Raw genomic sequence first — 23,372 nt, forward strand, 5'->3', positions numbered from 1 at the left:
TCGGCTCGCGCGCGGCGCGACGCGGTGCATCGACGCAGCCTGATCCATGACAGGCTCGTCAACTATGTCGCCGCCGGACTGCTTGTCGCCACGGTCCTCTTCAATCCGGCCCTGGCCTGGGTCAACGCGCATCTATTCCCGATGACCGCCGGCATCGTGTCCGCCGCGCAGGGCAGCATCGTTCTGACCGCGCTGCTGGTCGGGACCATGCAACCGGTCCAACATAGTTTTCGGTGGCTGGCGCTGACCTGGATCATGGTCCTTTCGGCGCTGCTGACGAGCGCGATCAAGGGATATTTCGAACCCAAGATTCTGGGCGACATATTGTTGATCCCGGCCTTCATTCTGCTTGGAACCCGGATTGAAGGCGCGTTGCTGCGTCAGACAGTGTTGTCGTTGCAATTGCTGATCATGTTGGTCGGCCTGTGGGAGCTGGCGAGCCCTGGCGGCTTTGGTTCGACCTTTCGCGTGATCGACTATTATGTGCAGACCCGTGGCTATGACGCGGATGCCTTCTGGGCCGGCGGCGACCTGTTTCTCAGTTCGGAACGTCCCGGCGGCCGCATGCTGCTCGATGGCCTTGGCCTGCATCGCGGATCATCGCTATTTCTGGAACCTGTATCGCTCGGCAACTGGGCCATCGTGGGCACCATCTTCACGGCGGCCATGTGGCGGTCTCTGTCGAATGGTGCGCGACTATTCATGCTGGTTTCGACGGCGGTGCTGCTGGTCACTTGCGATGGCAGGCTTGCGCTCAGCGTGATCCTGCTCTTCTGCCTCTATCTGCCGATCAGCGCCTATGTTCCGGATCAATGGAGCGTCGCCTATCTGCCGTTGCTGCTTGTCGCATTGGTCGGGGGCGAAGCGCTGGGAATTTTGGCGGAGCATCAAGACAATCTTCCCGGACGGCTCAGCGTCGGGCTCGATGCGCTGCGGTCGATGGACCTTGACCAGTTGTTGGGCATCCGCGCGGATCGGGTCCGGTTCGATGACGCCGGCTGGGCCGATTTCGTCCAGGCCCAATCCGTGGTGATCGCGATCGGGCTCTGGTTGGCACTCGCCTGCAGCAGCTTCGGCCGCGATCCCGGCAACCGGATGGCAAAGCATGGCATTATGCTCTTCCTCGCACTCTGCCTGCCCATCAGCAATTCACTGCTGTCAATCAAGACAGCCGCTCTGATGTGGGTCGTCTACGGCTTCTGTTACGCCCGCGGACGCCTGACGCGCATGGAAGGAAACGCCGCATGAGCCCTGGCCGTCATATACCGGCGCTCGACGGCATCAGAGGCTTTGCTGCCCTGCTCGTCGTATTCTGCCACTTCCGCACGTTCGGCTATCCCGAACTTCTGCATCCGCGCGCCGGCGATTATGGCGTCCTGCTGTTCTTCACGCTCAGCGGCTTTCTCATGGGCCATCTCTACCTCCCCAGATCGCCCGACCGAGATGCGTTGGCATCCTACGCTGCGGCGCGCATAGCCCGCATCGTGCCGCTCTACGCCTGTGTCTCGCTGTTATCCTTCCTGATCTATCGCTTCGTCTACGCCGATTTCATCTATCCGATCGGACTGATCGAACTGGTCCGGCAGGGAACATTCACCAGTACCGTATCGGTCTTCTGGTCGATCGGGCCGGAGTTCCAATTCTACTTTCTCTTCCCGGCGATCTGGGCGGCCACCCATGCGAAGCAACCGCTACGCGGCTGGCTATATGTGCTGATCGGGCTGATCGTGGCAGGCTGCTATGCAGCGAGCCCTTGGCTGCCGGGCATCTTTGCCCTGGCTAAGATGCACATCTTCATGACCGGAATTCTCTGCGCAGTACTGGTCCGACAGATCCCGGAAGACCGCATGACGCGATTATTCCCGCCGCTGCTGCTGTTCACCGCGGCCTTTATCTGGGTCCTCATCGCACCCCCTGCTTCAGTCAGCGCATGGGTATTCCCGCCCGTGACCAACGATCCGAAACACATCATCTACTATGCAGACCCTTTGAAGATCGTTGCCTGCGCCTTGGTCATTCTGGGCACAGCAATCCGTCATCCGTTCAACGACATGCTATGGGGCAATCCGTTGATGCGCCGACTGGGTGCATATAGCTTCTCGCTCTATCTGCTCCACATGCCCATCCTTCAATTGGTTCGCCTCGCCGGGCCTGCATGGGGCATCAGCATGCCCATGCAGATCCTGATCGCGACAATCTTGTCCTTGGCCGTCGCCGGCCTGTCTCACGAGATGTTTGAACGCCCCGTCGGCAATTGGGTCCGTCGCAAGCTGACCGATGCCCTGAACGGCCATGCCCCGACACGACCGTTGCCGTTAGCGGCAGAAAGCCCTTCTTCCTGACCAGTCAAACAGGCGCGGCCAACTGGAAGAATGGACAAGCTTGCCTTGCGCAATCCTGCCAGTCGGTTAGGTGTTCGAACGGATTTCAATCCGCTGCCAATCAATCACTCTCATGAACTCATTCCTTGCGGGAGACGAGCATGAGACCTCGGAGGCAATCGATCGCCCTGCGAAAAGGTACAACGCAAAGGCATACCCGATGCCAAGTATTAAGCTTCAGCCAAATTTCGTGGAAAAGATCTGGGGAAAGGACGTCGTCCCTAACCACCCTGTCGACAAATTGGGCAAGCGCATCGGCGAATTGTGGTTTGGATCTCCGTCTGGAACCAGGCCCCCGCTACAGGTTAGGTACATCTATACCAGCGTTAGATTGTCGACCCATATTCACGCCCACCGCGAATCCACCGGGCAGAAAGAATGCTGGTATATCCTCGAGGCGGAGCCTGCATCGATGATCGGCATCGGCACGATCGTTCCGCTGAAACAGCCGCTGCAGCACCATGCGGCGGAAATTGAAGCATGGGCGCAGTTCATCGATTGGCGGCCGGCTCGCGCCGGCGATTTCTATTTCGTGCCGGCTGGCACCATATATGCCATTGGCGCCGGCATATCTCTTGTCGAAGTGCAGCAGAATATCGACCTGACCTGCAATCGCGATGGACATGACCGCACTCGCGTCCTTGAGACGAAGGCGATCGCCGGAGATCTGCAAACCGAGCAGCGCCCTGCTGTTGCCCTGCATCGTCCACTTGGCTGCAGCGGCGTCCTGCTAGATGATGGGCCTTTCGGTTTGCGACTGGCACATATGCAGGGCGGAGACGCGCTGCACGTGACCAACAGCGGCCTCGCCTGGTTCATTCCGTTGCGGGGGCGCGGAGACATCGATGGCCTGACCTGGCGGGCGGGGGAGTGCTGGTTGCTGACCCAACCCACTCCCCTGATCCGCGCGGCCAGTGACACCGACTATCTGTTCGCAACGGTGTAATGCTTTTTCACGCAGAGCGATCAGCCCGATGCGGCAACAGGCGCAACATGGATAATGGTGGGATCTTCCTTCGGCCATCCCGGTATCTTGCGCGCTGCCTTGGACGCCAGGAAGCTGCCACCGACCCACATATATGTTCCCAGTTTCTGGCCGGCTCGCCGGTCATCGCATAGCCGCCACAGCAAATGCCGCAAGCGCGGCCAGGCAATGGACGGATCATCGGGCGTGAAGACGGCCAGGGACAAATCCGCGCCAAATAGGTCCGAGATCGGCAGTGGCTCCGCAAATTCCGGTACTTCCAAGCCGAACATGCTTTCGGCACAGGCCAAGGTGATGCGCAGGCTATGCTCGATATTCTGCTCCGTTGCCCGTTGATGCAAAATCGCCAAGGCCGCATGATCGAGCCCGGCAATTGCGGCACAGAAGTCCAGAAGATAGGCCGCTGCGTGGCAATGCTGGGTCAAAGACTTCACGAAGCTCAGGCTTGCCAGCAGGATTTCGTGGATTGGCGATATGCAGGGAACCTTCACCTGCCCCAGTTCCTGATCCGCCGGCTCACGCAGAAACGCGCCCACGTCCATGGGGTGCGGACAACCCGGCTGCTGGAGCCGGTGATGAACGTCGACCGTTGCCTGGTTCGCCGAACGCGAGAAGAAATGCTGCTCTCCCAGAAAGGCACGCCACCAGATACGATCACATTCCGCGGGCAGGAAATAACCTGCCTCCTGGAGAAGCGCAGTGCAGCGACGCAGATCACCGCGATCGATCAGGATATCGACGTCCGATGAGGGACGATGAAAGTATCCGCCATAAATTCTTCTCTGCGCAAGCGGGCCTTTGAAAACTATAAATCGCAGATCATCATGGATTAGAGCTTTAGATATATTGGTTATTGTAGCGATGTTCACGCCGTTCATCGCGAGCGTCAACTTCCTGAACCTATCTTCCTCGCGCGAGAAGGCGTCCGGAATATCCTGCCCAGCGGCGCGGAGCCCGGCACCAAGATGCAGCAGAAGTTTACAGGATTTCCCAACCATTATGATGTCCGCCCAATCGTCCGCGTCGATCGCCGGAGAAGGGGGGCGAACGATCATCTGCGGAACGGACAGGGCCACATGGCACCTCACGATATCCACGATTTTCCGTGCCTTGCGGGAGGGATCTAACAACACATCAGTCACGCCTTGAATGTTAGCTTATGCAAAACATTGCCCTACAAAGTTAAATCATGGCGATATGTGTTTATACCTATAGGTGTTACCGCGGATGGATTGGAATTTGACTTAAACATTTACTTACGATCAATTTATATCCGCTGAATGGTTCAGCAGATGATGAGGAGTTGAGTATGGAAAAGGAGTCTTATGAATCGCCCGAGCTCGTCGAACTCGGCTCGTTCGAATCGCTGACGCAGGGCACGTCCTATGGCGAAAGCCTGGACGCGACCTTCCCGGACGGTACGCCGCGCGGCGAGCTCACGTTCTCCTGACAGGGTGGACGCCCTTCTCGGACAGAGGGGGCGTCCATTCTCCTGCAAGGCCCTTGGAAGCGGGGAAGAAAGATGACGATCGCCTGGCCATCCGCGACAATCGTGGCAGCAGATCCCAACATCGTGTTTTGCGACCTGGACAATGAGAGAGTTTTGCTGGACCTGACCTCCAGCCGCTATTTCGCGCTCAATCGCGTCGGCGTCCATGTCTGGGAAACGATCGCGACCCCCACCAGTGTCGGCGCACTGCAGGACAATATCGAACAACGCTTTGACGTCCGACCCGAACAGTGCCGCAAGGATCTGGAGAGCCTGTTAAGCAACCTGTCGCAGTTCACATTGATCAGCGTCCAGCATGCGCCGGCGTCCTGATCGCACTTTGGCAGGGCTGCTTCTGGCACTCCTGTTGCCGGTCGCACTGCCTGTGGTATTGGCTGTCCGTCTTGCCCTCAGCCTCACCAGCTATGCGCGCCTGTGCGAATGGTTGCCGCAATCCACTGGCCAGCGCAATCCGCTCTGGGTGCGCCAGGCCGCCCGCGCTGTCAGCATCGCCTCACGACTTGTTCCCGGCGCCACGTGCCTGACCCAGGCCGTGGCCACACGGACGTTGCTCGCCTGGATGGGACATGAAAGCTGGATCCGGATCGGTGTACGCCGCTCCGAAGATGGCAGCTTCCAGGCCCATGCCTGGCTGCTCGACCATCACGCAAGGCCCATTATTGGCGGCGGACGACAGGACTTGGCCGGCTTCAATGTCCTGGCGGACCTGGACGGACTGGTCCGGCAATGAATGCTTTTGCCGGCCTGTTCCACCGCGATGGCCGGCCGGCACGGCATTGGCCCGGTGAAGGCATCGCCTCCCTGGTATCACGCGGGGTTCGTTGCGCGATCGATAGCGGCCCGACGATTCTTGCCGGGGCTGGCATGGAGGCGTTGGACCATGAGAAGCGGCGTCCGGGCCTTATTGTGGCCGCTGATGTCCGGCTCGACAATCGCGCGGAAATCGAGGCACGGCTCGGCCTTCCTCCCCGCCCGGCCCTCCCTGAAGCCAGCCTGATAGCCGCGCTGTACGAGCGCTATGGCGCAGACTGCGCCTCCATGTTGCTGGGCGACTTCGCCTTTGTGCTCTGGGACGAAGCGACACAGACATTATTTGGCGCCCGTGACCATTTCGGCGTCCGCCCGTTCTACTATCATGCTTCGCCCAGACTGTTCATGGCCGCGACAACGATTGGCGCGCTGCTCGGTTCGGAGATTTCATCCGCCATCGACGAAGTTGGTGCAGCAGATTTTGTCGCCGGCATAGTCGGCGATGCCCAGACGACGCTCTATCGCGAAATCCGGCGTCTGCCGCCAGGGCACATCATTCAGGTCACGCGCGACGAACTCACCATCAGCCGTTACTGGCATCTGGCGGCATCGCAGCCGCCCAAGGATGAGGAAACCGCCGAGCAGTTTCGGCATTTGTTCGAACAGGCGGTCTCGTGTCGGATCAGCGAACAAGCCGGCGTGCTGCTCAGCGGTGGACTGGACTCCTCGTCCATCGCCATGATGGCATCGCGTTTGCGGGCGGAGGCGGCGGGACCGCCCGTGCCAAGCCTGTCCATGACGTTCGACACAAGTCCCAACTGGACGGATGGCCCGCACATAGAGGCCATTCTGCAAGCAGGGCGTTTTGCTCCCCATTTCCTGCCCACTGAGCATCAGGATCCGCTACAGGAACTGGACATGATCCTGACTGAACAGGACGGCCCCTGCCTCGCCTACAATCTCGGCAGCTCACGACGCCTCTATCACGGGGCCCGGCAACTGGGGCTTCCCCGCCTTCTGGACGGACATGGCGGCGATGAAGTCGTTTCCCACGGGTTTGGGCGGCTGAACGAACTGGCGATGGAACGACGCTGGGCCACCTTGTTGCGCGAAGCACATGGCTTGGCCCATATTCTCCGCTGTTCGACCTGGCAGGCAGCGTCCCCCCATTTCGATCATATCGCGACGATACGGCGATTCCGGCAGAATTGGCGGCGCATCGTCCACCATGCACATCCGCCCCGCACCTCACCGAATTTCACGACCGCGCTCGTCGCACCAGACCTCGCCCGTCGTACGGACATAGGTTTGCGCCGCGCAGCGACAATGCCCAGCCGCTCGGCCTATCAGACCGAGCAGCAGCGCCACCTGTCGACCCTGACATCGCCACAACAACCCTATGCGTTTGAAGTGCTCGATCGTTCGGCCGCTGCAGCCGGAGTGCGCCTGTGCTTCCCATTCTATGATCGCCGTCTCGTCGAATTCTGCGTATCGCTCCCGGCCCACGCCAAGCTCGACAATGGCTATCCGCGCGCATCTCTGCGGAACGCCATGGCAGGCCTGTTGCCAGAGCAGGTCCGGCTGCGGCGCGACAAGTTCAACTTTGCCGGCCAGTTGGGAACAGGCATGGCGCGTCACCGGGCATCCTTGCTGACGATGCTGGATGCGCAGGCTGACATGTTGGCGCCATTTGTCGACATTGATGTCGCCCGCGCGGCCATCACGCAGTTCGATCAGTCCATGGCCAATGATGCCGCCCCCTTATTCGCTGCCTACCGGGTCGCAAGCCTGGGCCGCTGGCTTGCAAGACGATCCCGGCCCGCCGCTCCGAGGGCTAAATTTCACATCGTACATGCAGGAGGATGACATGAAGATGGGCCCAACGCCTCAGCCCGCCCTTGCCCCCGCCGGCAAGGCCTCGTCCTTTTATCGTGCCTTTGGGCTGACGATCGAATCGGATGTTCCGCTGCCGGAACTGACGACCGCCCCGGCGGGATCCGTGCCCGACATCCGCATCATCTACAGCCGCGACCTGCCCTTGCCGTCGCGCGAGGAGGGCGTGATCACGCAGTTCCGCACGGACGGGACGCATTTCCTGGCATGGCCCGACGTTGCAGCCTTCCAGTTCCATGGCCCCGACCTCATCGAGATTCAGCCCTATCCCGATACGCCGGTGACCTACCTCCCCTTTCCTCTGCTGGGGCCGATCATGGCGCTGGCGTTGCACATGCGCGGCTACATCACGCTCCACGCCAGCGCGATCGACCTCGACGGGCATGGCGTCATCTTCGTTGGCGATAAGCTGGCGGGCAAATCCACCACCGCCGCAGCCTTCCTCCGGGCGGGCCATCGTCTGCTGACGGACGACCTCCTGGCGATCCGCGCAAACCCGGACGGCACGCTCGAAATCCTGCCGGCCTATGGCCAACTCAAGCTGGCGGAAGAGGCCGCAGACGCCATGCAACTGGCCGAAGCGCAGCCATTGCCATTGGTCTATCCCGGCTTTTCCAAACGCCAGCATCGTTTGATGGGCGATTTCCGCCATGATCAGCTTCAACCCGAACGCCTCTATGTTCTCGACCGCGTGGGGGATCAGCCCGGCCTCACCCGACTTGCCGGAACCCAGGCCCTGTCGGCGATCCTGCGCTACTCCTACATAACCCGTTTCGGGAAGGCAGCGCTCTCGCCCGCCGACGAGGCCCGTCACATGCAGGGCTGCGCTGCCCTGGCCCGTTGCGTCCAGGTGGCAACGCTGCACGTCCCGCATGCCCTCAATCGACTGGAAGAGACAGTCGAACTCGTCCGCGCCGACTGCGAGGACCATAGGTGAGCCAGTTCCGCCAGATCAGCGAATTCGCGCGCTTTTCCCTTGGCGGCTATCGGCGGCAAGTGTCCGTCATCCTGTTGCTGATCCTGATCGGCAGCATTCTGGAAAGCTGCTCCTTGCTGGCGATGATCCCGTTGCTGAAACTGATCGGCACCAATCATGGTGCGGCCCAGAGCAGCATTCAACTGCCCTGGATTGGCAGCATATCGCTCGGCTGGTTGCTGACGGCGATGCTGTGCCTCATGGTCTTTCAGGCTTTGGTGTCCCGCCGCCGTCTCCTCCTCATGACCCGCACGATGCAACAGGCGGTGGACGACATCCGCATGCGCCTGTTCACGGCCATCGGCTATGGTCGCTGGTCACTGGTCGCGAACATGCGCGGGTCCGATCTCAACCATGCGCTCAGCAACGATGTCGATCGCATCCAGGTCGCGGTCTTCAGCCTCATGTCATTTGGCCAGAATATCATCTGGCTGACGCTCTATGGCCTGCTGTCCACGCTGATATCCTGGCAGATGACCTTGTTCGCCATGACCGTTGGCGCAGCGACCCTGTTCGGCCTGTACCCGGTGCGCCGGAAGATCGCCCGCCATGCGCAATCCATGTCGAATTCCCTGCAGGAACGGCAATATGTCGCGTTCGAATTCATCACCGGCATGAAGATCGCCAAGGCTTTCAACAGCGAACCCTATTATCTTCAACGTTTGGATCGGTTGCTGGAAACGCTGCGCGTCGGCACTGTCGAGTTCGCCCGGCTGACATCCAACAGCACCGCCCTGTTCCAGTTGGCAAGCGGTGCGGCCGCAGCCCTGTTCGTCTATGTGGCCTATGCCGTCATCGCGCTGCCGCTGCCGCAGTTGATGACGATGCTGCTGTTGTTCATGCGCCTCGCGCCGCGCTTCAACGCCCTGCAAAGCACGCTCCAGCAACTGCTCCTCTGCCTGCCAGGCTATGAGAATGTCGCCAGGCTGCTGCGCATCTTCACGGCAGAGCAGAACCGCACCGAAGGACCGGAGCGCGGGCAGATGCCCCTCCTGACCCGGCATGTCCGTTTCGACCGTGTATCCATCACCCATCAGGGCGCGGGCACGCCGACGATCGCGAACCTCGATCTGGAATTGCCCGCCGGCAAGATCATTGCCCTGGTCGGGCCTTCGGGTGCAGGCAAGAGCACCATAGCGGACATGCTGATGGGGCTGCTCGATCCCAGCGAAGGCCAGATTCTGGTCGACGGTGTCAACCTTGCCCAGGATGATCGGCAATGGCGGTCCCAGATCGCCTATATGCCCCAGGACGTCTTCCTGTTGCATGACAGCATCGCAACCAATTTGCGCATCGGCAAGGCGGATGCGAGCGATGAGGAGTTGTGGAACGCCCTCGACGCCGCCAACGCCCTCCAGTTCGTCGGCGCCTTGCCCCAGGGGCTCGATACCGTGGTCGGCGATCGTGGCAGCCGTCTGTCCGGCGGGGAAAGGCAGCGCATTGCCCTCGCGCGCGCGCTGCTGCGCCATCCCAGGCTGCTGATCCTGGACGAGGCGACCAGCGCGCTCGACATCGACGCACAGACCAAGATCGAAACCGCGATTGCCGGTTTACGGGGCCATATCACCATATTGGCCATAGCCCATACGGCATCGCTCGTCGCACTTGCCGATATCACCGTTCATCTTGACCGGGGTCGGGTCGTACAGGTCCGGACGAACAATCCGGTCAAGGACGAGGATGTCGTCGCCGCAGCGGAATAGCCCTCCCACAGGCTCCGACGCGCATCGCCATGGGCACCATATCCGCCTATCGGCGCCCCGTTCGACATCGGGGGTGGCCTTGTATCCGGCAAACGCCTATCCGCAGGCCCATCAGCAGCCAATGCGAAGGTTCCCATGTCCAAAGCCAGTCCCGCCGATATCATGCCGATCGCCGATGTCATGGCGCGGCTGCGCGATCCGGAAACGGGCTGCCCCTGGGACATAGAGCAGGATTTCGCGAGCATCGCCCCCTACACGATCGAGGAAGCCTATGAAGTGGCGGACGCGATCGAGCGCAATGACATGGCCGACCTGCGCGATGAACTGGGCGATCTGCTGCTCCAGGTCGTGTTCCACAGCCGCATCGCCGAACAGGCCGGCCATTTCCGCCTGCAGGATGTGATCGACAGCATCGCGGCCAAGATGATCCGGCGTCACCCGCATGTGTTTGGCGAAGGCGCTCGGCGCGAGGATGGCCATGCCCAGTGGGAAAGCATCAAGGCGGCCGAACGCGCCGACAAGATCCCGGACCCTAGCGCCATGGCCGGTGTCGCGCAGGCGTTGCCCGCGCTGCTGCGCGCCGAAAAACTGCAGAAGCGGGCTGCCCGCACCGGCTTTGACTGGCCCGACGCCCAGGGCGCGATCGCCAAGATCCATGAGGAACTGGACGAGGTTGCCAGCGCGACCAGCCATGCCCATCGGGAGGAAGAGGTCGGCGACCTGCTCTTTGCCGTAGTGAACCTCGCACGCCATCTGAAGATCGACCCCGAAGTCGCATTGCGTGGCGGAAATGCCAAGTTCGATCGTCGTTTTCGTCAGATGGAGGCAATCGCCGGCGACGCGTTCGTCGGCCTGTCGCTCGACGAGAAGGAAGCGCTATGGCAGCAGGCGAAGCAGGTGGAATAATCAGGCCGGTCACGCCGGCGGATCATGATGCGATCTGGGATATCCTGGAACCCGTGCTGCGCGCGGGTGAAACCCTGGCGGTCGATCGCGCGATCAGCCGCGAAGACGCCCTTGCCCTCTGGCTGTCCCCGGACCGCACCGTCCGCGTCGTCGAGGAGGATGGCGCCCTGCTCGGCATCTTCTACGTCCGGGCCAACCAGGCCGGCGGCGGCCGCCATGTCGCCAATGCCGGCTATGTCACGGCGGGCCACGCAACCGGGCGTGGCGTTGCCCGGCGCATGTGCGCCGCCTCCTTCGATCTGGCCCGCGATCTGGGCTTCAGCGCCATGCAATATAATTTCGTGGTTTCCTCCAACAGCCGCGCAGTCGCGCTGTGGCAGGCAATGGGCTTTGCCATTGTCGGCCGCGTGCCAGATGCCTTTGCCCATCCAACGCTGGGGCTGGTCGACACATTTGTGATGCATCGTTACCTTTGACGCGGCGCGTGCGCAGCGGCATAGGGCGCGCAATCGCGACCATCGCGCATAGGGGGTATCTGGTGTCAACTTCGCTGTCCGGGCCGGCCATGGCCCCTTCCCTTTTCCTGGCCGGTTGCGCGCAATGACGGCTCCCCTGTCGTCCTGGCTCGACAGCCGGTTCCAGATAGCCGCGCGCGGCAGCAATGTGCGCACGGAAATCGTCGCCGGCATCACCACCTTCCTCACCATGGCCTATATCGTGCTGGTCAACCCGGCGATCCTGGGTGAAGCCGGCATGCCGCTGGTCGGCGTCGCCGCTGCGACCTGTTTCGCCGCCGCCTTCGCCAGCATCCTGATGGGGATGGTCGCGAACGTGCCCCTGGCACTGGCACCGGGCATGGGGCTCAATGCCTATTTCACCTATTCGGTGGTGCTGGGCCTCGGCATCCCCTGGCCGGTCGCGCTCGGCTGCGTCTTTCTCTCGGGCGTCGCCTTCCTGGCGCTGACCCTGGCGGGCATCCGCCAGATGATCCTGGCCGCCATTCCGCCGCACCTGCTGGCGGCGGTTGCCGGCGGCATCGGCCTTTTCATCGCCTTCATCGGCCTGCGCAATGCCGGCATCGTCGTCTCCAACAGCGCCACCTCGGTGGCGCTCGGCGACCTTCGCTCCGCGCCGGTGCTGCTCACCCTGTTCGGCCTGACGCTGATTGCCGGCCTCTCGATCCGCCAGGTGCGCGGCGCGATCCTGATCGGCATCGTTGCCACGACCCTGCTCGGCTGGCTGGTCGGCGCGCTGCATTTCACGCCGATGCCCTATGATGTCTCGGCGCTTGGCAGCACCGCCTTCCACCTCGATCTCGGTGCGGTCTTCGCCGGCAGCCACGGCATCGGCGTGCTGGAAATCATCTTCGTCTTCCTGTTCGTCGACCTGTTCGACAATCTCGGCACGCTGATGGCCGTGACCAAGCGCGCCGGCCTCGCACGCCCGGACGGCAGCGTGCCCAATCTCAACCGCATCCTGATCGCCGACGCGGCCGCCACCATGGTCGGCGCGACGGCGGGCACCAGCACCGTCACCTCCTATGTCGAAAGCGCAGCCGGCGTCGCGGCCGGCGGGCGCACGGGGCTTACTGCCATCGTCACCGGCCTCCTCTTCCTGGTCACCATCTTCGCCGCGCCCTATGCCGGCTTGGTGCCGCTCTATGCGACGGCGCCAGCGCTGATCCTGGTCGGCAGCCTGATGATGGCGCCGCTGGTCGAGGTCAGTTGGGAAGAACCGTTCGAGGCCGTTCCCGCCTTCCTTACCCTGGCACTCATCCCCCTCACCTTCTCGATTGCCAACGGCATCGCCTTCGGCATTGTCGCTCATGCGATCCTGAAACTGCTGCGCGGCAAGATGAGCCGCGCCGACTGGCTGCTCTTCCTGCTCGCCATATTGATCGTCATCCGCTTTGCCTGGGTTGCCGCCGCATGAAGTTCCTCCTCGCCCTGGTCGGCCTGCTGACCGCTACCCCCGCCCTCGCCCAGAAGCTCGATGAGCGGCCCCGCACCGCGATCATGACCGCCTTCCCACCCGAACATGCCGCGCTCGTCGGCCGGATCGAGCAGCCGCGGACCGTCCGCGTGAACGGTGTGCCGGTGATGCTCGGCCAGATGGCCGGCAAGCCGGTGCTGCTGGTCGAAAGCGGCGTCAGCATGGTCAATGCCGCCATGACCACCCAGTGGCTGGTCGATCGATTCGCGGTGAAGCGCATCCTCTTTTCCGGCATTGCCGGCGGCATCGATCCATCGCTGCATATCGGTGATGTCGTAGTCGCGGCCGACTGGGGCCAGTTCATGGAAAGCACGATCGCGCGCGAGGCGCCGGGCGGCTATGCGCCGATCTTCCGCACGCCGGGCAACGACCTGCCCAATTATGGCATGATCTTCCCGCGCGATGTGGAGGTCGGCAATGAAGCCGAAGCCAAGAGCTGGCACCGCGCCTTCCCGGCCGATCCCGCCCTGCTCGCCATCGCCCGCGCCCTGTCATCCTCGGAAAGCCTGGCCCGTTGCGCCGATGCGGCCGCCGCCAAATGCCTGCCGCATCAGCCCAGCCTGCATGTCGGCGGGCGCGGTATCAGCGGCCCGGCCTTCATGGACAATGCCGCCTATCGCCAATATCTGTTCGCGACCTTTCAGGCGCAGGTGCTGGACATGGAAAGCGCGGCGGTGGCGCAGGTCGCCTATGCCAACCGCGTACCCTTCCTGGCCTTTCGCAGCCTGTCGGACCTGGCCGGTGGCGACGCCGAACAGAACCAGATGAGCGTCTTCATGGCGCTCGCCTCGGCCAATTCGGCCCGCGTCGTCCAGGATTTCGTGGCGCGACTGCCCGATTAGAGCGTTTTCTAATCAGGTGGAATCACCTGATGGCTCGGAAAACGCGTTAAACCAAAAACTTAGAGCAACCGATCTGACGCAGTCGGATCGGAATTTGCTCTAACGATCGCGCTTGAGGAAGCGGGCGAGGCCGGAGTCGGACAGCCGGACATCCACCTGCATCTCCGCCTCGCTCGGCCGCGTTGCCAGCACCTCGCCATGCTCATGCAGCCAGGCGAGGGCAGCTCCATCGGCGATCGGCAGGCGCAGGCTATGAACCCGCGCACCGCGCGTCAGCCGGCTGCTGATCGCCCGCTGCAGCCCCTCGACACCCTCGCCGGTCAAGGCCGAGATGATGACGACATCATCATGCCGCGCCGCAATCTCGCGCGCCTGCGCGGCACTCTCTGTCTCGAGCAGGTCCAGCTTGTTCCACGCCTCGATGATCGGCGGCGGATCAGCCTCGCCATCGCCACGTTCCAGCGCCCCTTCGCCGGCTACGCCCAGTTCGCTCAGCACATCCAGCACGTCGTCGCGCTGCGCATCCGTGTCGGGATGAGCGATGTCGCGGACATGGACGATGATATCAGCCGACAGCACTTCCTCCAGCGTCGCGCGGAAGGCCGCGATCAACTGGGTCGGCAGGTCGGAGACGAACCCCACCGTGTCGGAAAGGATCGCCTTGTCCAGCCCCGGTAGCACGATCTGCCGCATCGTCGGGTCGAGCGTGGCGAACAGCAGATCCTCGGCCATCACCTCGGCGCCGGTCAGGCGGTTGAACAGGGTCGACTTGCCGGCATTGGTATAGCCCACCAGCGCGATCACCGGCCAGGGCGCACGCTGGCGCCGCGCGCGATGCAGGCCGCGCGTCTTGGTCACCTGTTCCAGTTCGCGCCGGATCTTGGCCATACGGTCGCGGATCATGCGCCTGTCCGCCTCGATCTGGGTTTCGCCCGGACCGCCCAGGAAGCCGAAGCCGCCGCGCTGGCGCTCAAGATGGGTCCAGCTGCGCACCAGCCGGCCCGCCTGATAGTCGAGATGGGCGAGTTCGACCTGCAGCCGCCCTTCATTGGTGGCCGCGCGCTCGCCGAAAATTTCCAGGATCAGCCCGGTCCGGTCGATGACCTTGGCGCCGGTTCCCTTTTCCAGATTGCTCTGCTGCACCGGGGTCAGCGCATTGTCGACGATGACCAGTTCGGCTTCTTCCTGGTTCACCAGCGTGGCGATCTGGTCGACCTGGCCGCTACCGAACAGTGTGGCGGGCTTGCGGTCGCGGACGCGGAAGCTCTGCGCGGCGCGCACATCGATGCCGATCGCAAGCGCCAAGCCACGGGCTTCCTCCAGCCGGGCGTCGCTGTCGCGGCGGTCACCGCCATGGGTTTCGGCATGCACAACGACGGCACGCGCACCGCGCGCCACTTCGTCCTCGGAGTCGCGATTGAATATGGCCATGTCAGCTTAGAGCATCTGGCCGCGCTCCGGTCTACCCGCGCGGATCGGCGGGAAGACCGGATGCGGCGTGGACGATCAGTCGTCCTGCTCGTTCTCGCCCGACAGGTCGAGCGAATGGAGCGGTTGCACGGTCGAAATGGCGTGCTTGTAAACCAGCTGCACCATGCCGTCGCGTTCGAGCAGCATGCAGAACAGATCGAAGGCGGCGATCTCGCCCTGGAGCATCACGCCGTTGACCAGGAACATGGTCACCGGGCTGCCCGACTTGCGCACGGCGCTCAGGAAGATTTCCTGCAGCAGGCGCGGCTTGCCATTGCCGTCGCTGGCCTTGCGCAGATCGGTCAGGTCCATCGTCTGGGCCGGCATGACCGTCGAAATGGCATGCTTGTAGACCAGCTGCGACTGACCATCCCGGCGCAGCAGCACGGAAAAATTGTCGAACCAGGTGATGATGCCCTGCAGCTTAACGCCCTTGACCAGGAACATGGTCACCGGGGTCTTCGATTTGCGCAGGCTGTTGAGGAAAATATCCTGAAGGTTGTTCACTTTGTCGGCCATGGTTTTTGCCAGTCCTTTATTGGCGGGACGTTACCCGCTCTCGCACCTCTGGGCGGAGGTGTCTTGCCTGCCCCCGCTTGTCGAGGGCGGGGCAATCCTACCGCAATTGCGAAGGGGCGTCCATGCCTGACATCGCCATCCGGATTTTCCCTAGCGTCAGCCGTCCTTTCCGTCGGTAATACCCAGCAATTTCAGTTTGCGGTGCAGCGCAGACCGCTCCATGCCGATGAAGGTCGCGGTGCGCGAGATATTGCCGGAAAAGCGGCGGATCTGGATGCGCAGATATTCCCGCTCGAAACTTTCGCGTGCCTCACGCAGCGGGGCGCCCATGATCGCCGACTGGCCAATGCCATCCCCGCCGCCGCCGCTCGTCAGTTCGGCCGGCAGCATGTCCAGCTCAATCCGCCCGATCCGGTCCCCCGGTGCCAGGATCATCGTCCGCTCGATCACGTTGCGCAGCTGACGGACATTGCCCGGCCACTCATTGGCCTGCAGCGCGGCCATGGCATCGCTGGCGATCTCGGGCGGATTGACCCGACGATCGGCGGCGAAGCGCGCCAGATAATGCTCGACCAGCGGCGGAATATCGTCGCGCCGCTCGGACAGTGACGGGATCTGCAAGGGCACGACATTGAGCCGATAGAAGAGATCCTCGCGGAAGCGCCGCTCCTCGATCTCCGCCGTCAGGTTGCGCGCGGTCGAGGAAATGACGCGCACGTCCACCTTCACCTGCCGCTGCCCGCCGACGCGGGTGAAGCTCTGGTCGGTCAGCACCCGCAATATCTTGCCCTGGGTGGTGACCGGCATGTCGGCGATCTCGTCCAGATAGAGCGTGCCGCCATGCGCCTGTTCCAGATAGCCCGGACGCACCAGCCCGCTGGGATCCTCGACGCCGAACAGTTCTTCCTCGACCCGGTCGGGGTCCATCCGCGCCGCGGCGACAATGATGAAGGGCGCATCGGCGCGACCGCTCCAGCTGTGCAGCATGCGGGCGGCGACTTCCTTGCCGACGCCCGCCGGCCCGGAAATCAGCACCCGGCTGCCGGTGCCTGCAACCTTCTTGATCGTCGCCCGCACGCCGTTGATCGATGCCGACGTGCCGGTCAGCTCATCATCCTGGCCAAAGCGCGCGCGCAGCGTCTGGTTCTCGCGCCGCAGCCGCTCGGTCTCGGTGGCGCGCGCCACCAGATGGAGCAGCCGATCCGCCTCGAACGGCTTCTCGATGAAATCGGCCGCACCCTTGCGGATCGCCGCCACCGCCGTGTCGATATTGCCATGACCGGAGATCATCAGCACCGGGACGGTCGCGTCACGCCGCTTGATCTCGTCTAGCAGTTCCAGCCCGTCGAGCTTCGAGCCCTGCAGCCAGACATCGAGCAGCACCAGCGAGGGGCGCCGGCTGTCCAGCGCCTCGATCGCGCTGTCGCTGTTGGCGGCAGTGCGGGTCGTGAAACCCTCATCTTCCAGCACACCCGCAACCAGATCGCGAATGTCCTCTTCGTCGTCGACTATCAGAATATCAAGCGCCATTGGCCGTCACTTTTCCTTTGGGCAAGGCAACCACCTGCCCCTCTTCCAGTTTCTCCAGGGCCGCGACAGGGAAGCGCAGCGTCACCCGCGCGCCCCCGCCTTCCGCGTCATCGAAGCGGATTTCGCCCATATGTTCTTCGACAATCTTCTTGACGATGGCCAAGCCCAAACCCGTCCCCTTCGACCGGGTGGTCATATAGGGCTCCAGGATACGTTCACGCTCGGGCGGCAGGCCGATGCCATCGTCGCACACTTCGATTACCAGCGCGCCATCAGCCTCATGCAGGCGCATGCGCACATGGCCGCGCACCCCGCCATCCTCGGGCGCCGGCTTCGGCTCGATCGCCTCGACCGCATTTTTGACGATATTGGTCAGCGCCTGGCCAAGCTGGCGGCGATCGCACACCATCTCCATCTCCCCGGCATCCGCGTCGAAGGCGAAGCGAATATCGGGATGAGCCACCTCGTGCAGGAACAGCGCGTGGCGGGCGATGTCGCCCAGCGCCTCGCGCCGGAACACCGGCTTGGGCATGCGCGCAAAGGAGGAGAATTCGTCGACGATGCGGCGCAAATCACCCACCTGCCGCACAATCGTGCCGGTCAGGCGTGCAAAGGTCGACTTGTCGCTCGTCACCTCCTCGCCATAACGGCGCTGCAGGCGTTCGGCCGCCAGCTGGATCGGCGTCAGCGGGTTCTTGATCTCATGCGCGATGCGGCGCGCTACATCCGACCAGGCCGCACGGCGCTGATCCGACAATTGCTGGGTGATGTCGTCGAAGGTCAGAATATGGCCGGACACATCCTCGGACACCTTGACCGCCAGCGTGCGCAGGTCGCCTTGCGCGCGCACCTGGACGATGCCGGCATCCTCCTGCGAAGCAACCAGTTCGGCCAGCTCAGCCGAAATCTCGGCCAGCGGCCGTCCGACCGGATCATCGCCTTCACGCACCAGGATCGCAGCGGCCGAGCTGTTCAGCAACTGGATCACGCCGCCGCGGTCCACCGACAGCACGCCGGCACTCACGCCCGACAGGATCGCCTCGATAAAGGCACGCCGCTCATCAAGCTGACTGTTGGCCGCGACCAGCGCGCCGGTCTGCGCTTCCAACCGCTGGGTCATGCGGTTGAAGGCTGAGGCGAGCGTGCCGATTTCATCCCGGCTGGCCGGGCTGGTCACGCGCGCGGACAGGTCGCCCGCCGTGATCTTGCGGGCCGCTGTCACCAGTTCGTTGACCGGCCGCACCATCCAGTCCGCCACCGCCAGCGCGATGTAGACGGCGATGCCGACCAGCAACAGCGATCCCACGAACAGCAACAGGTTGAACCGTAATTGCAACGCGCGGGATTGCGCCGCGAACAGATCATAATCGCCCAACACCTTCTGCGCCCGCTCCACATTGGAGAAGGACGAACTGCCGGCATTGCGCGTGGCATAGAGGTAGATTTTGGAATTGGGGTAAAGCAGCGTTACCGCTTCGATCTGGTTCGGCTTGGCGGCCACCACCACATCCTCGCCGGACGCCAGGCGCTTCACGACATCGGCGGACAGCATTTCAGACGCTGGCCGGCTCTCGGGATCGACCGTCGCAGCGGTCCGCGCCACGCCGTCCTTGCCAATCTCGATGATCGCCGACCGGTTCAGCTTTCGCGTCACCACCTGATAGATATAGCCCTCGGCAAAGCGCGGGCTGGAAACGCTCGACTGGCCCAGATAGTCGCGCAGATCGCTCGCCATGGTCAGCGTCTCGTCGCGGACCTCGCGCAAATTCTGCTCATAATAGCCACGCGCCAGATCGCTGGCATTTTGCAGCATGCCGCGCGCACTGTCCGAAAACCAGAATTGCACGCCATATTGGAACAGCAGCGACGCAAAGATCACGACCAGCAGCATCGGCACGCTGGCCACGACCGAGAAGATCGCCACCAGGCGGACGTGAAGCTGGCCATCGCTGCCGATCGCCGATTTTGCAGCCCGACGCTTGGCCACGCGGCGCCCCAGCAGCATCAGCAGCGCAATCGCCGGCACCAGATTGGCGACCAGCAACAGCGCCACGATCGGCGGGGTCAACAGGGTGTAGGACTGGTCCTGCCCGGACAACAGGCGATAGGTCAGGCCAGCGGTGCCCAGGAACAGGATGAGCGTGACCGCTTCGATCGCGGCGGCCAGGCGACCGTTGCGCAGGTAAGGCCGGATCAGCCTTGCCCAAGCCTGCCCCCGTCGGGGGATTGTCACCGCACCAGTCATAGTGGCTTCGTTACAACAATGCCGTGCCCGATCAAACACAGTTTTTACATAAAACCATGTCGCTGGTCGATGCGATTGGGCGCTTCGTCTCGCCCTTGCTAGTCGCTCAGCCGCAATTGCAGCGGGTCGAGGCCATAATCGGTCAGCTTCTTTCGCAGCGTGTTGCGATTGATGCCGAGCAGGCCGGCGGCACGGATCTGGTTGCCATCGACGCTTGCCAGCGTTTCCTGCAGCAGGATCGGCTCGATCACCGCCAGCAGATTATCATGCAACTGGGGATTGGCCTGCCCCAGCCCGACGCCCAGTTGCCGCTTGGTCCATTCCCGCACGGCCTGCGCAAGCTGCCCCGCGGGCGCGGCATGGTCGGCCGGCACGGCATCCAGCGGCAGCGCGTGGCGCAGCATGTCTGCCGCGATCACATTCTCGCGGCTCAGCACGGCCAGCCGCTGCATGATATTCTGCAACTCGCGCACATTACCCGGCCAATGATAGGCCATCAGCAATTGCGCGGCATCTTCGGCCAGCGCCTTGCGCGGCAAGCCGTCCTGCGCCGCACGATCCAGGAAATGGCGGGCCAGCAAGATCACGTCCTCGCGTCGTTCGCGCAAAGGCGGCAGCGACACCGGCACGACATTGAGCCGATAATAGAGATCCTGGCGGAACCGATTTTCCTCGATCAGCCGCGGCAGATCCTTGTTGGTGGCGGCGATGATGCGGACATCGACCCGCACCGGCTTCGACCCGCCGACCGTGGTCACCTCGCCCGACTGGAGCACGCGAAGCAGCCTTGTCTGCGCTTCCATCGGCATGTCGCCGATTTCATCCAGGAACAGGGTGCCGCCCTGCGCCTGCTCGAACTTGCCAGCGGTCCGCGCCTGCGCGCCTGTAAAGGCCCCCTTTTCGTAGCCGAACAGTTCCGCTTCGATCAGTTCGCGCGGAATGGCCGCCATGTTGATCGCGACGAAGGGACGGGTGCGTCGCTGGCCCAGGCTATGGATGGCTTCGGCCACCAGTTCCTTGCCCGTCCCCGACTCGCCCAGCACCAATATGCTGAGATCATTGGAAAGAACCCTGGCGATGGTGCGATAGACTTCCTGCATCGCAGGCGAGCGACCGACCAGCGGCAGGCCATCATGCGGCAGCCCCTGTTCCGTCGCATCCGCACCGCCCGATCGATGCCCCAAGGCGTCCGCAACGGCGCGCGCCAACTCATTGAGATCGAACGGCTTTGGCAGATATTCGAACGCCCCCTTCTCGGTCGCCCGGATCGCGGTGTTCAGGGTGTTCTGTGCAGAAAGAATGATAACATTCAGGTCGGGCTTGCGCTCGATAATCTCCGCCACGCCATCCAGCCCATCGCCATCTGGCAACATGACGTCCGTGATCAGAATGTCCGGAGAAAAACTCTCCATCAGCGCCGTGCGCTCGCGGATCGACCCGGCAATCTTCACCTTGTGCCCCTGGCGCCGCAGAGCCTCCCCCACGACAACGCAGATGGCGGGATCATCATCGACGACCAGGACCGTGCCCGTCGCGGCCATCAGCCCATGCCCATCGGCAGCAGGATGCGGAAGGTCGACTCCCCGGCTTCCTGATCGCGGGAATATTGCACGAAACCGCTCATGTCCCTCACCAACTTGTCTACCAATGCCAGGCCGAGGCCCTGCCCGTCCCGCTTGCCCGTGATGAACGGGTTGAAGAGGTGGTCCAGAATATGCTCGGGCACGCCCGGCCCATTGTCGATCACCACGATCTCGATCGGCAGCACCGCGCTGCCCTTGCGATCGCCGACCAGGACCGACATGCCATGCCGGAAAGCCGTCTCGACGCGAATGCAGGGGTGCTCGACATGCTCAAGCGCTTCCGCCGCATTCTTCAGCAGGTTGATCATAACCTGCACCAGCGCATCGTCGTTGATGATCGCAAATGGCAGGGATGGATCATAACGCTTTATAATTTTTACATTTTTGGCAAATCCCGCCGCTGCAATATGTGATGCGCGATCGATCAACGGATAAATGTTGCCGGGGCCGCATTCCAGCGTGCGGTCGGTCGTGAAATCCTGCATCCGGTCGATCAGCGCGGCGATCCGGTCTACCTCGTTGCAGATCAACTGGGTCAGCGCGGCATCGCTGCCGCCATTGCTCGTCTCCAGCAACTGCGCCGCGCCGCGAATGCCCGACAGCGGGTTCTTGATCTCATGCGCCAGGATCGCCGCCGCGCCAACCGCCGATCGCGCGCCGCCCGCCGTGCCGCGATGGCCGATCTTGCGGGCCTGCCCCTGCGCATGGATCGACACCACCCGCCAGCCATCATGATCGACGATGGGGGAAATCATCAGATCCACTTCCATCTCGGCGGTGCGCCCGGCATGGACCTTGATGTCATAGGCGGCGATCGGCTTATTACTGTGCCAGATATCAAACCGGGCGCCGGCCTCCGCGATCCGCACCGTACGCGCCACGTCACTGCCGATGATCGCCGACCGCGCCATATTCAGCAGCGTTTCCGCCCGCACATTGGCGTCGGCAATGCCGTTATCCGGCCGCACCACCAATGTTGCGACCGGCAACGCCGTCATCAGTTCCGACAGGGATGGTCCATCCTGCTGCATCTGAAGCGGCGGGAGGGACGGCAATGGCATGGTCATGCAGCCTGAAGTGCCACCGCCGGTTCATCCGCCGCAATCAGCGGCTCGTAGAAGGCGGCCAGCATATCCAGCACCCGCTGCGCGTCCGCCTCCTGATTGACCGTGTTGCGGAACTCCGCCGATCCGGTCAGGCCCTTGGTGTACCAGCCGATATGCTTGCGCGCCATGTTGACGCCGGTCATATTGTCATAATGATCGAGCATCATGCGATAATGTTCTGTAATCAGATCATATTGTTCGGCAAGGCTTGGGTCGGCGCGACGCTCGCCGGTAGCGAACCAGTGCATCACCTGGCCCAGCAGCCAGGGCTTTCCATAGGCGCCACGGCCGATCATCACGCCATCGGCGCCGCTCTGGTCGAGCGCAGTCTCGGCGTCCTCGATCGAGCAGATGTCGCCATTGACGATTACCGGCAGCTTGACCGCATCCTTGACCGAGCGGACGAAGCCCCAGTCGGCGCTGCCCTTGTACATCTGGCAGCGGGTGCGGCCGTGAACCGTGATCAGCTTCGCGCCCAGATCTTCGGCGATATGTGCCAGCTCGGGCGCGTTGAGGCTCGAATGATCCCAGCCCATGCGCATCTTGACCGTCACCGGCACATCGACCGCCTCGACCGTCGCCTTGATCAGCGCCGCCGCCAGCGGCAGGTCGCGCATCAGCGCGCTCCCCGCATCGCCATTGACGACCTTCTTCACCGGGCAGCCCATGTTGATGTCGATGATCGCCGCGCCGCGATCGGCATTGAGCTTGGCGGCTTCGGCCATTTCCGTCGGCGAACAACCGGCCAGCTGCATCGACACCGGTTCTTCCAGCGGATGCCAGGCGGCCTTCTGCAGCGACTGGCGCGTCTCGCGGATCATCGCCGCGCTGGCGATCATCTCGGTAACGTTCAAACCCGAACCAAAACGGCGGACCAGCGTGCGGAAGGGCATGTCGGTTACGCCCGTCATCGGCGCCAATATGACCGGCATGTCGACCGTCACCGGTCCAACGGAAATGGGGGAAAGCCTGCGCGTCATC

21 protein-coding genes are annotated in these 23,372 nt (G+C 62.9%); 13 read left to right on the plus strand and 8 right to left on the minus strand.

Features of this window, described 5'->3' with window-relative positions; genetic code table 11:
- Window positions 1-24 precede the first annotated feature (24 nt).
- From JQK15_RS05435 to JQK15_RS05445, 3 genes are all read left to right on the plus strand, one after another.
- Window positions 25-1,248: a polysaccharide biosynthesis protein GumE gene (locus JQK15_RS05435; protein ID WP_353047184.1), complete on the plus strand. Its 1,224-nt coding sequence runs from the start codon at window positions 25-27 to the stop codon at window positions 1,246-1,248.
- Entirely contained in the window at window positions 1,245-2,342 is a 1,098-nt protein-coding gene (locus JQK15_RS05440; protein WP_214864041.1) for an acyltransferase family protein, read from the plus strand. Before JQK15_RS05435 ends, JQK15_RS05440 begins: the two co-directional genes overlap by 4 nt.
- A 199-nt stretch (window positions 2,343-2,541) precedes the next feature.
- Window positions 2,542-3,327 carry a class I mannose-6-phosphate isomerase gene (locus JQK15_RS05445; RefSeq protein WP_251007606.1) on the plus strand — a complete coding sequence of 262 codons (786 nt, stop codon included), beginning with the start codon at window positions 2,542-2,544 and terminating at the stop codon, window positions 3,325-3,327.
- Between the two features lie 20 nt (window positions 3,328-3,347).
- On the opposite strand, the gene JQK15_RS05450 is transcribed toward JQK15_RS05445, so the two are convergent.
- Complete coding sequence (locus JQK15_RS05450; RefSeq protein WP_353047185.1) at window positions 3,348-4,508, minus strand: nucleotidyltransferase family protein; 1,161 nt, start codon at window positions 4,506-4,508, stop codon at window positions 3,348-3,350.
- Window positions 4,509-4,675: 167 nt separating this feature from the next.
- Between JQK15_RS05450 and JQK15_RS05455 the strand changes: the two genes are divergently transcribed.
- The 10 genes from JQK15_RS05455 (at window position 4,676) to JQK15_RS05500 (ending at window position 13,938) form a co-directional block, all read left to right on the plus strand.
- A complete protein-coding gene (locus JQK15_RS05455) occupies window positions 4,676-4,816 on the plus strand; it encodes a lasso RiPP family leader peptide-containing protein (protein WP_004212599.1) in 141 nt (46 codons plus the stop codon).
- Between the two features lie 72 nt (window positions 4,817-4,888).
- The gene (locus JQK15_RS05460) at window positions 4,889-5,188 is read left to right on the plus strand and encodes a PqqD family protein (RefSeq protein ID WP_004212598.1); all 300 of its coding nucleotides are present in this window, start codon (window positions 4,889-4,891) and stop codon (window positions 5,186-5,188) included.
- Window positions 5,172-5,606, plus strand: a complete 435-nt coding sequence (locus JQK15_RS05465) for a lasso peptide biosynthesis B2 protein (protein ID WP_214864043.1) — start codon at window positions 5,172-5,174, stop codon at window positions 5,604-5,606. Before JQK15_RS05460 ends, JQK15_RS05465 begins: the two co-directional genes overlap by 17 nt.
- On the plus strand, window positions 5,603-7,492 hold the full coding sequence (locus JQK15_RS05470) for an asparagine synthase-related protein (protein WP_214864045.1): 1,890 nt from the start codon (window positions 5,603-5,605) through the stop codon (window positions 7,490-7,492). Before JQK15_RS05465 ends, JQK15_RS05470 begins: the two co-directional genes overlap by 4 nt.
- Window position 7,493: 1 nt before the next feature.
- Window positions 7,494-8,456: a phosphoenolpyruvate carboxykinase (ATP) gene (locus JQK15_RS05475; RefSeq protein ID WP_159366296.1), complete on the plus strand. Its 963-nt coding sequence runs from the start codon at window positions 7,494-7,496 to the stop codon at window positions 8,454-8,456.
- Entirely contained in the window at window positions 8,453-10,198 is a 1,746-nt protein-coding gene (locus JQK15_RS05480) for an ABC transporter ATP-binding protein (RefSeq protein WP_214864047.1), read from the plus strand. Before JQK15_RS05475 ends, JQK15_RS05480 begins: the two co-directional genes overlap by 4 nt.
- Before the next feature lie 135 nt (window positions 10,199-10,333).
- Complete coding sequence (gene mazG, locus JQK15_RS05485) at window positions 10,334-11,104, plus strand: nucleoside triphosphate pyrophosphohydrolase (protein WP_214864049.1); 771 nt, start codon at window positions 10,334-10,336, stop codon at window positions 11,102-11,104.
- Window positions 11,077-11,580: a GNAT family N-acetyltransferase gene (locus JQK15_RS05490; RefSeq protein WP_214864051.1), complete on the plus strand. Its 504-nt coding sequence runs from the start codon at window positions 11,077-11,079 to the stop codon at window positions 11,578-11,580. Before mazG ends, JQK15_RS05490 begins: the two co-directional genes overlap by 28 nt.
- A 124-nt stretch (window positions 11,581-11,704) precedes the next feature.
- Window positions 11,705-13,036 carry an NCS2 family permease gene (locus JQK15_RS05495; protein WP_214864052.1) on the plus strand — a complete coding sequence of 444 codons (1,332 nt, stop codon included), beginning with the start codon at window positions 11,705-11,707 and terminating at the stop codon, window positions 13,034-13,036.
- Complete coding sequence (locus JQK15_RS05500) at window positions 13,033-13,938, plus strand: 5'-methylthioadenosine/S-adenosylhomocysteine nucleosidase (RefSeq protein WP_214864054.1); 906 nt, start codon at window positions 13,033-13,035, stop codon at window positions 13,936-13,938. Before JQK15_RS05495 ends, JQK15_RS05500 begins: the two co-directional genes overlap by 4 nt.
- A 99-nt stretch (window positions 13,939-14,037) precedes the next feature.
- Here the strand turns inward: JQK15_RS05500 and hflX are convergent, their stop codons facing one another.
- From hflX to dusB, 7 genes are all read right to left on the minus strand, one after another.
- A complete protein-coding gene (hflX, locus tag JQK15_RS05505; protein WP_214864056.1) occupies window positions 14,038-15,369 on the minus strand; it encodes a GTPase HflX in 1,332 nt (443 codons plus the stop codon).
- A gap of 75 nt (window positions 15,370-15,444) precedes the next feature.
- The gene (gene hfq / locus JQK15_RS05510) at window positions 15,445-15,927 is read right to left on the minus strand and encodes an RNA chaperone Hfq (protein WP_004212587.1); all 483 of its coding nucleotides are present in this window, start codon (window positions 15,925-15,927) and stop codon (window positions 15,445-15,447) included.
- 156 nt (window positions 15,928-16,083) lie between these two features.
- On the minus strand, window positions 16,084-17,457 hold the full coding sequence (gene ntrX / locus JQK15_RS05515) for a nitrogen assimilation response regulator NtrX (protein WP_004212586.1): 1,374 nt from the start codon (window positions 17,455-17,457) through the stop codon (window positions 16,084-16,086).
- The gene (locus tag JQK15_RS05520; protein ID WP_214864058.1) at window positions 17,447-19,702 is read right to left on the minus strand and encodes a sensor histidine kinase; all 2,256 of its coding nucleotides are present in this window, start codon (window positions 19,700-19,702) and stop codon (window positions 17,447-17,449) included. Before JQK15_RS05520 ends, ntrX begins: the two co-directional genes overlap by 11 nt.
- Before the next feature lie 98 nt (window positions 19,703-19,800).
- Window positions 19,801-21,243 (minus strand): nitrogen regulation protein NR(I), encoded by a 1,443-nt coding sequence (ntrC, locus tag JQK15_RS05525; protein ID WP_214864060.1) that lies wholly within the window; start codon window positions 21,241-21,243, stop codon window positions 19,801-19,803.
- Window positions 21,243-22,352: a two-component system sensor histidine kinase NtrB gene (locus JQK15_RS05530; RefSeq protein ID WP_069337056.1), complete on the minus strand. Its 1,110-nt coding sequence runs from the start codon at window positions 22,350-22,352 to the stop codon at window positions 21,243-21,245. The genes ntrC and JQK15_RS05530 overlap by 1 nt, the downstream gene beginning before the upstream one ends.
- Complete coding sequence (gene dusB, locus JQK15_RS05535; protein WP_037506895.1) at window positions 22,349-23,371, minus strand: tRNA dihydrouridine synthase DusB; 1,023 nt, start codon at window positions 23,369-23,371, stop codon at window positions 22,349-22,351. The genes JQK15_RS05530 and dusB overlap by 4 nt, the downstream gene beginning before the upstream one ends.
- Window position 23,372 lies beyond the last annotated feature (1 nt).

The organism is Sphingobium sp. BHU LFT2 (assembly GCF_018604485.1).
In the GTDB taxonomy this organism is placed as follows: Bacteria; Pseudomonadota; Alphaproteobacteria; order Sphingomonadales; family Sphingomonadaceae; genus Sphingobium; species Sphingobium yanoikuyae_A.

Bases quoted from the DNA above. Each gene is read 5' to 3' on its own strand.
- JQK15_RS05440 (WP_214864041.1), top strand. From the start codon at position 1,245: ATGAGCCCTGGCCGTCATATACCGGCGCTCGACGGCATCAGAGGCTTT.
- JQK15_RS05445 (WP_251007606.1), top strand. From the start codon at position 2,542: ATGCCAAGTATTAAGCTTCAGCCAAATTTCGTGGAAAAGATCTGGGGA.
- JQK15_RS05455 (WP_004212599.1), top strand. From the start codon at position 4,676: ATGGAAAAGGAGTCTTATGAATCGCCCGAGCTCGTCGAACTCGGCTCG.
- JQK15_RS05460 (WP_004212598.1), top strand. From the start codon at position 4,889: ATGACGATCGCCTGGCCATCCGCGACAATCGTGGCAGCAGATCCCAAC.
- JQK15_RS05465 (WP_214864043.1), top strand. From the start codon at position 5,172: ATGCGCCGGCGTCCTGATCGCACTTTGGCAGGGCTGCTTCTGGCACTC.
- JQK15_RS05470 (WP_214864045.1), top strand. From the start codon at position 5,603: ATGAATGCTTTTGCCGGCCTGTTCCACCGCGATGGCCGGCCGGCACGG.
- JQK15_RS05475 (WP_159366296.1), top strand. From the start codon at position 7,494: ATGAAGATGGGCCCAACGCCTCAGCCCGCCCTTGCCCCCGCCGGCAAG.
- mazG (WP_214864049.1), top strand. From the start codon at position 10,334: ATGTCCAAAGCCAGTCCCGCCGATATCATGCCGATCGCCGATGTCATG.
- JQK15_RS05490 (WP_214864051.1), top strand. From the start codon at position 11,077: ATGGCAGCAGGCGAAGCAGGTGGAATAATCAGGCCGGTCACGCCGGCG.
- JQK15_RS05495 (WP_214864052.1), top strand. From the start codon at position 11,705: ATGACGGCTCCCCTGTCGTCCTGGCTCGACAGCCGGTTCCAGATAGCC.
- JQK15_RS05500 (WP_214864054.1), top strand. From the start codon at position 13,033: ATGAAGTTCCTCCTCGCCCTGGTCGGCCTGCTGACCGCTACCCCCGCC.
- hflX (WP_214864056.1), bottom strand. From the start codon at position 15,369: ATGGCCATATTCAATCGCGACTCCGAGGACGAAGTGGCGCGCGGTGCG.
- hfq (WP_004212587.1), bottom strand. From the start codon at position 15,927: ATGGCCGACAAAGTGAACAACCTTCAGGATATTTTCCTCAACAGCCTG.
- ntrX (WP_004212586.1), bottom strand. From the start codon at position 17,457: ATGGCGCTTGATATTCTGATAGTCGACGACGAAGAGGACATTCGCGAT.
- JQK15_RS05520 (WP_214864058.1), bottom strand. From the start codon at position 19,702: ATGACTGGTGCGGTGACAATCCCCCGACGGGGGCAGGCTTGGGCAAGG.
- ntrC (WP_214864060.1), bottom strand. From the start codon at position 21,243: ATGGCCGCGACGGGCACGGTCCTGGTCGTCGATGATGATCCCGCCATC.
- JQK15_RS05530 (WP_069337056.1), bottom strand. From the start codon at position 22,352: ATGACCATGCCATTGCCGTCCCTCCCGCCGCTTCAGATGCAGCAGGAT.
- dusB (WP_037506895.1), bottom strand. From the start codon at position 23,371: ATGACGCGCAGGCTTTCCCCCATTTCCGTTGGACCGGTGACGGTCGAC.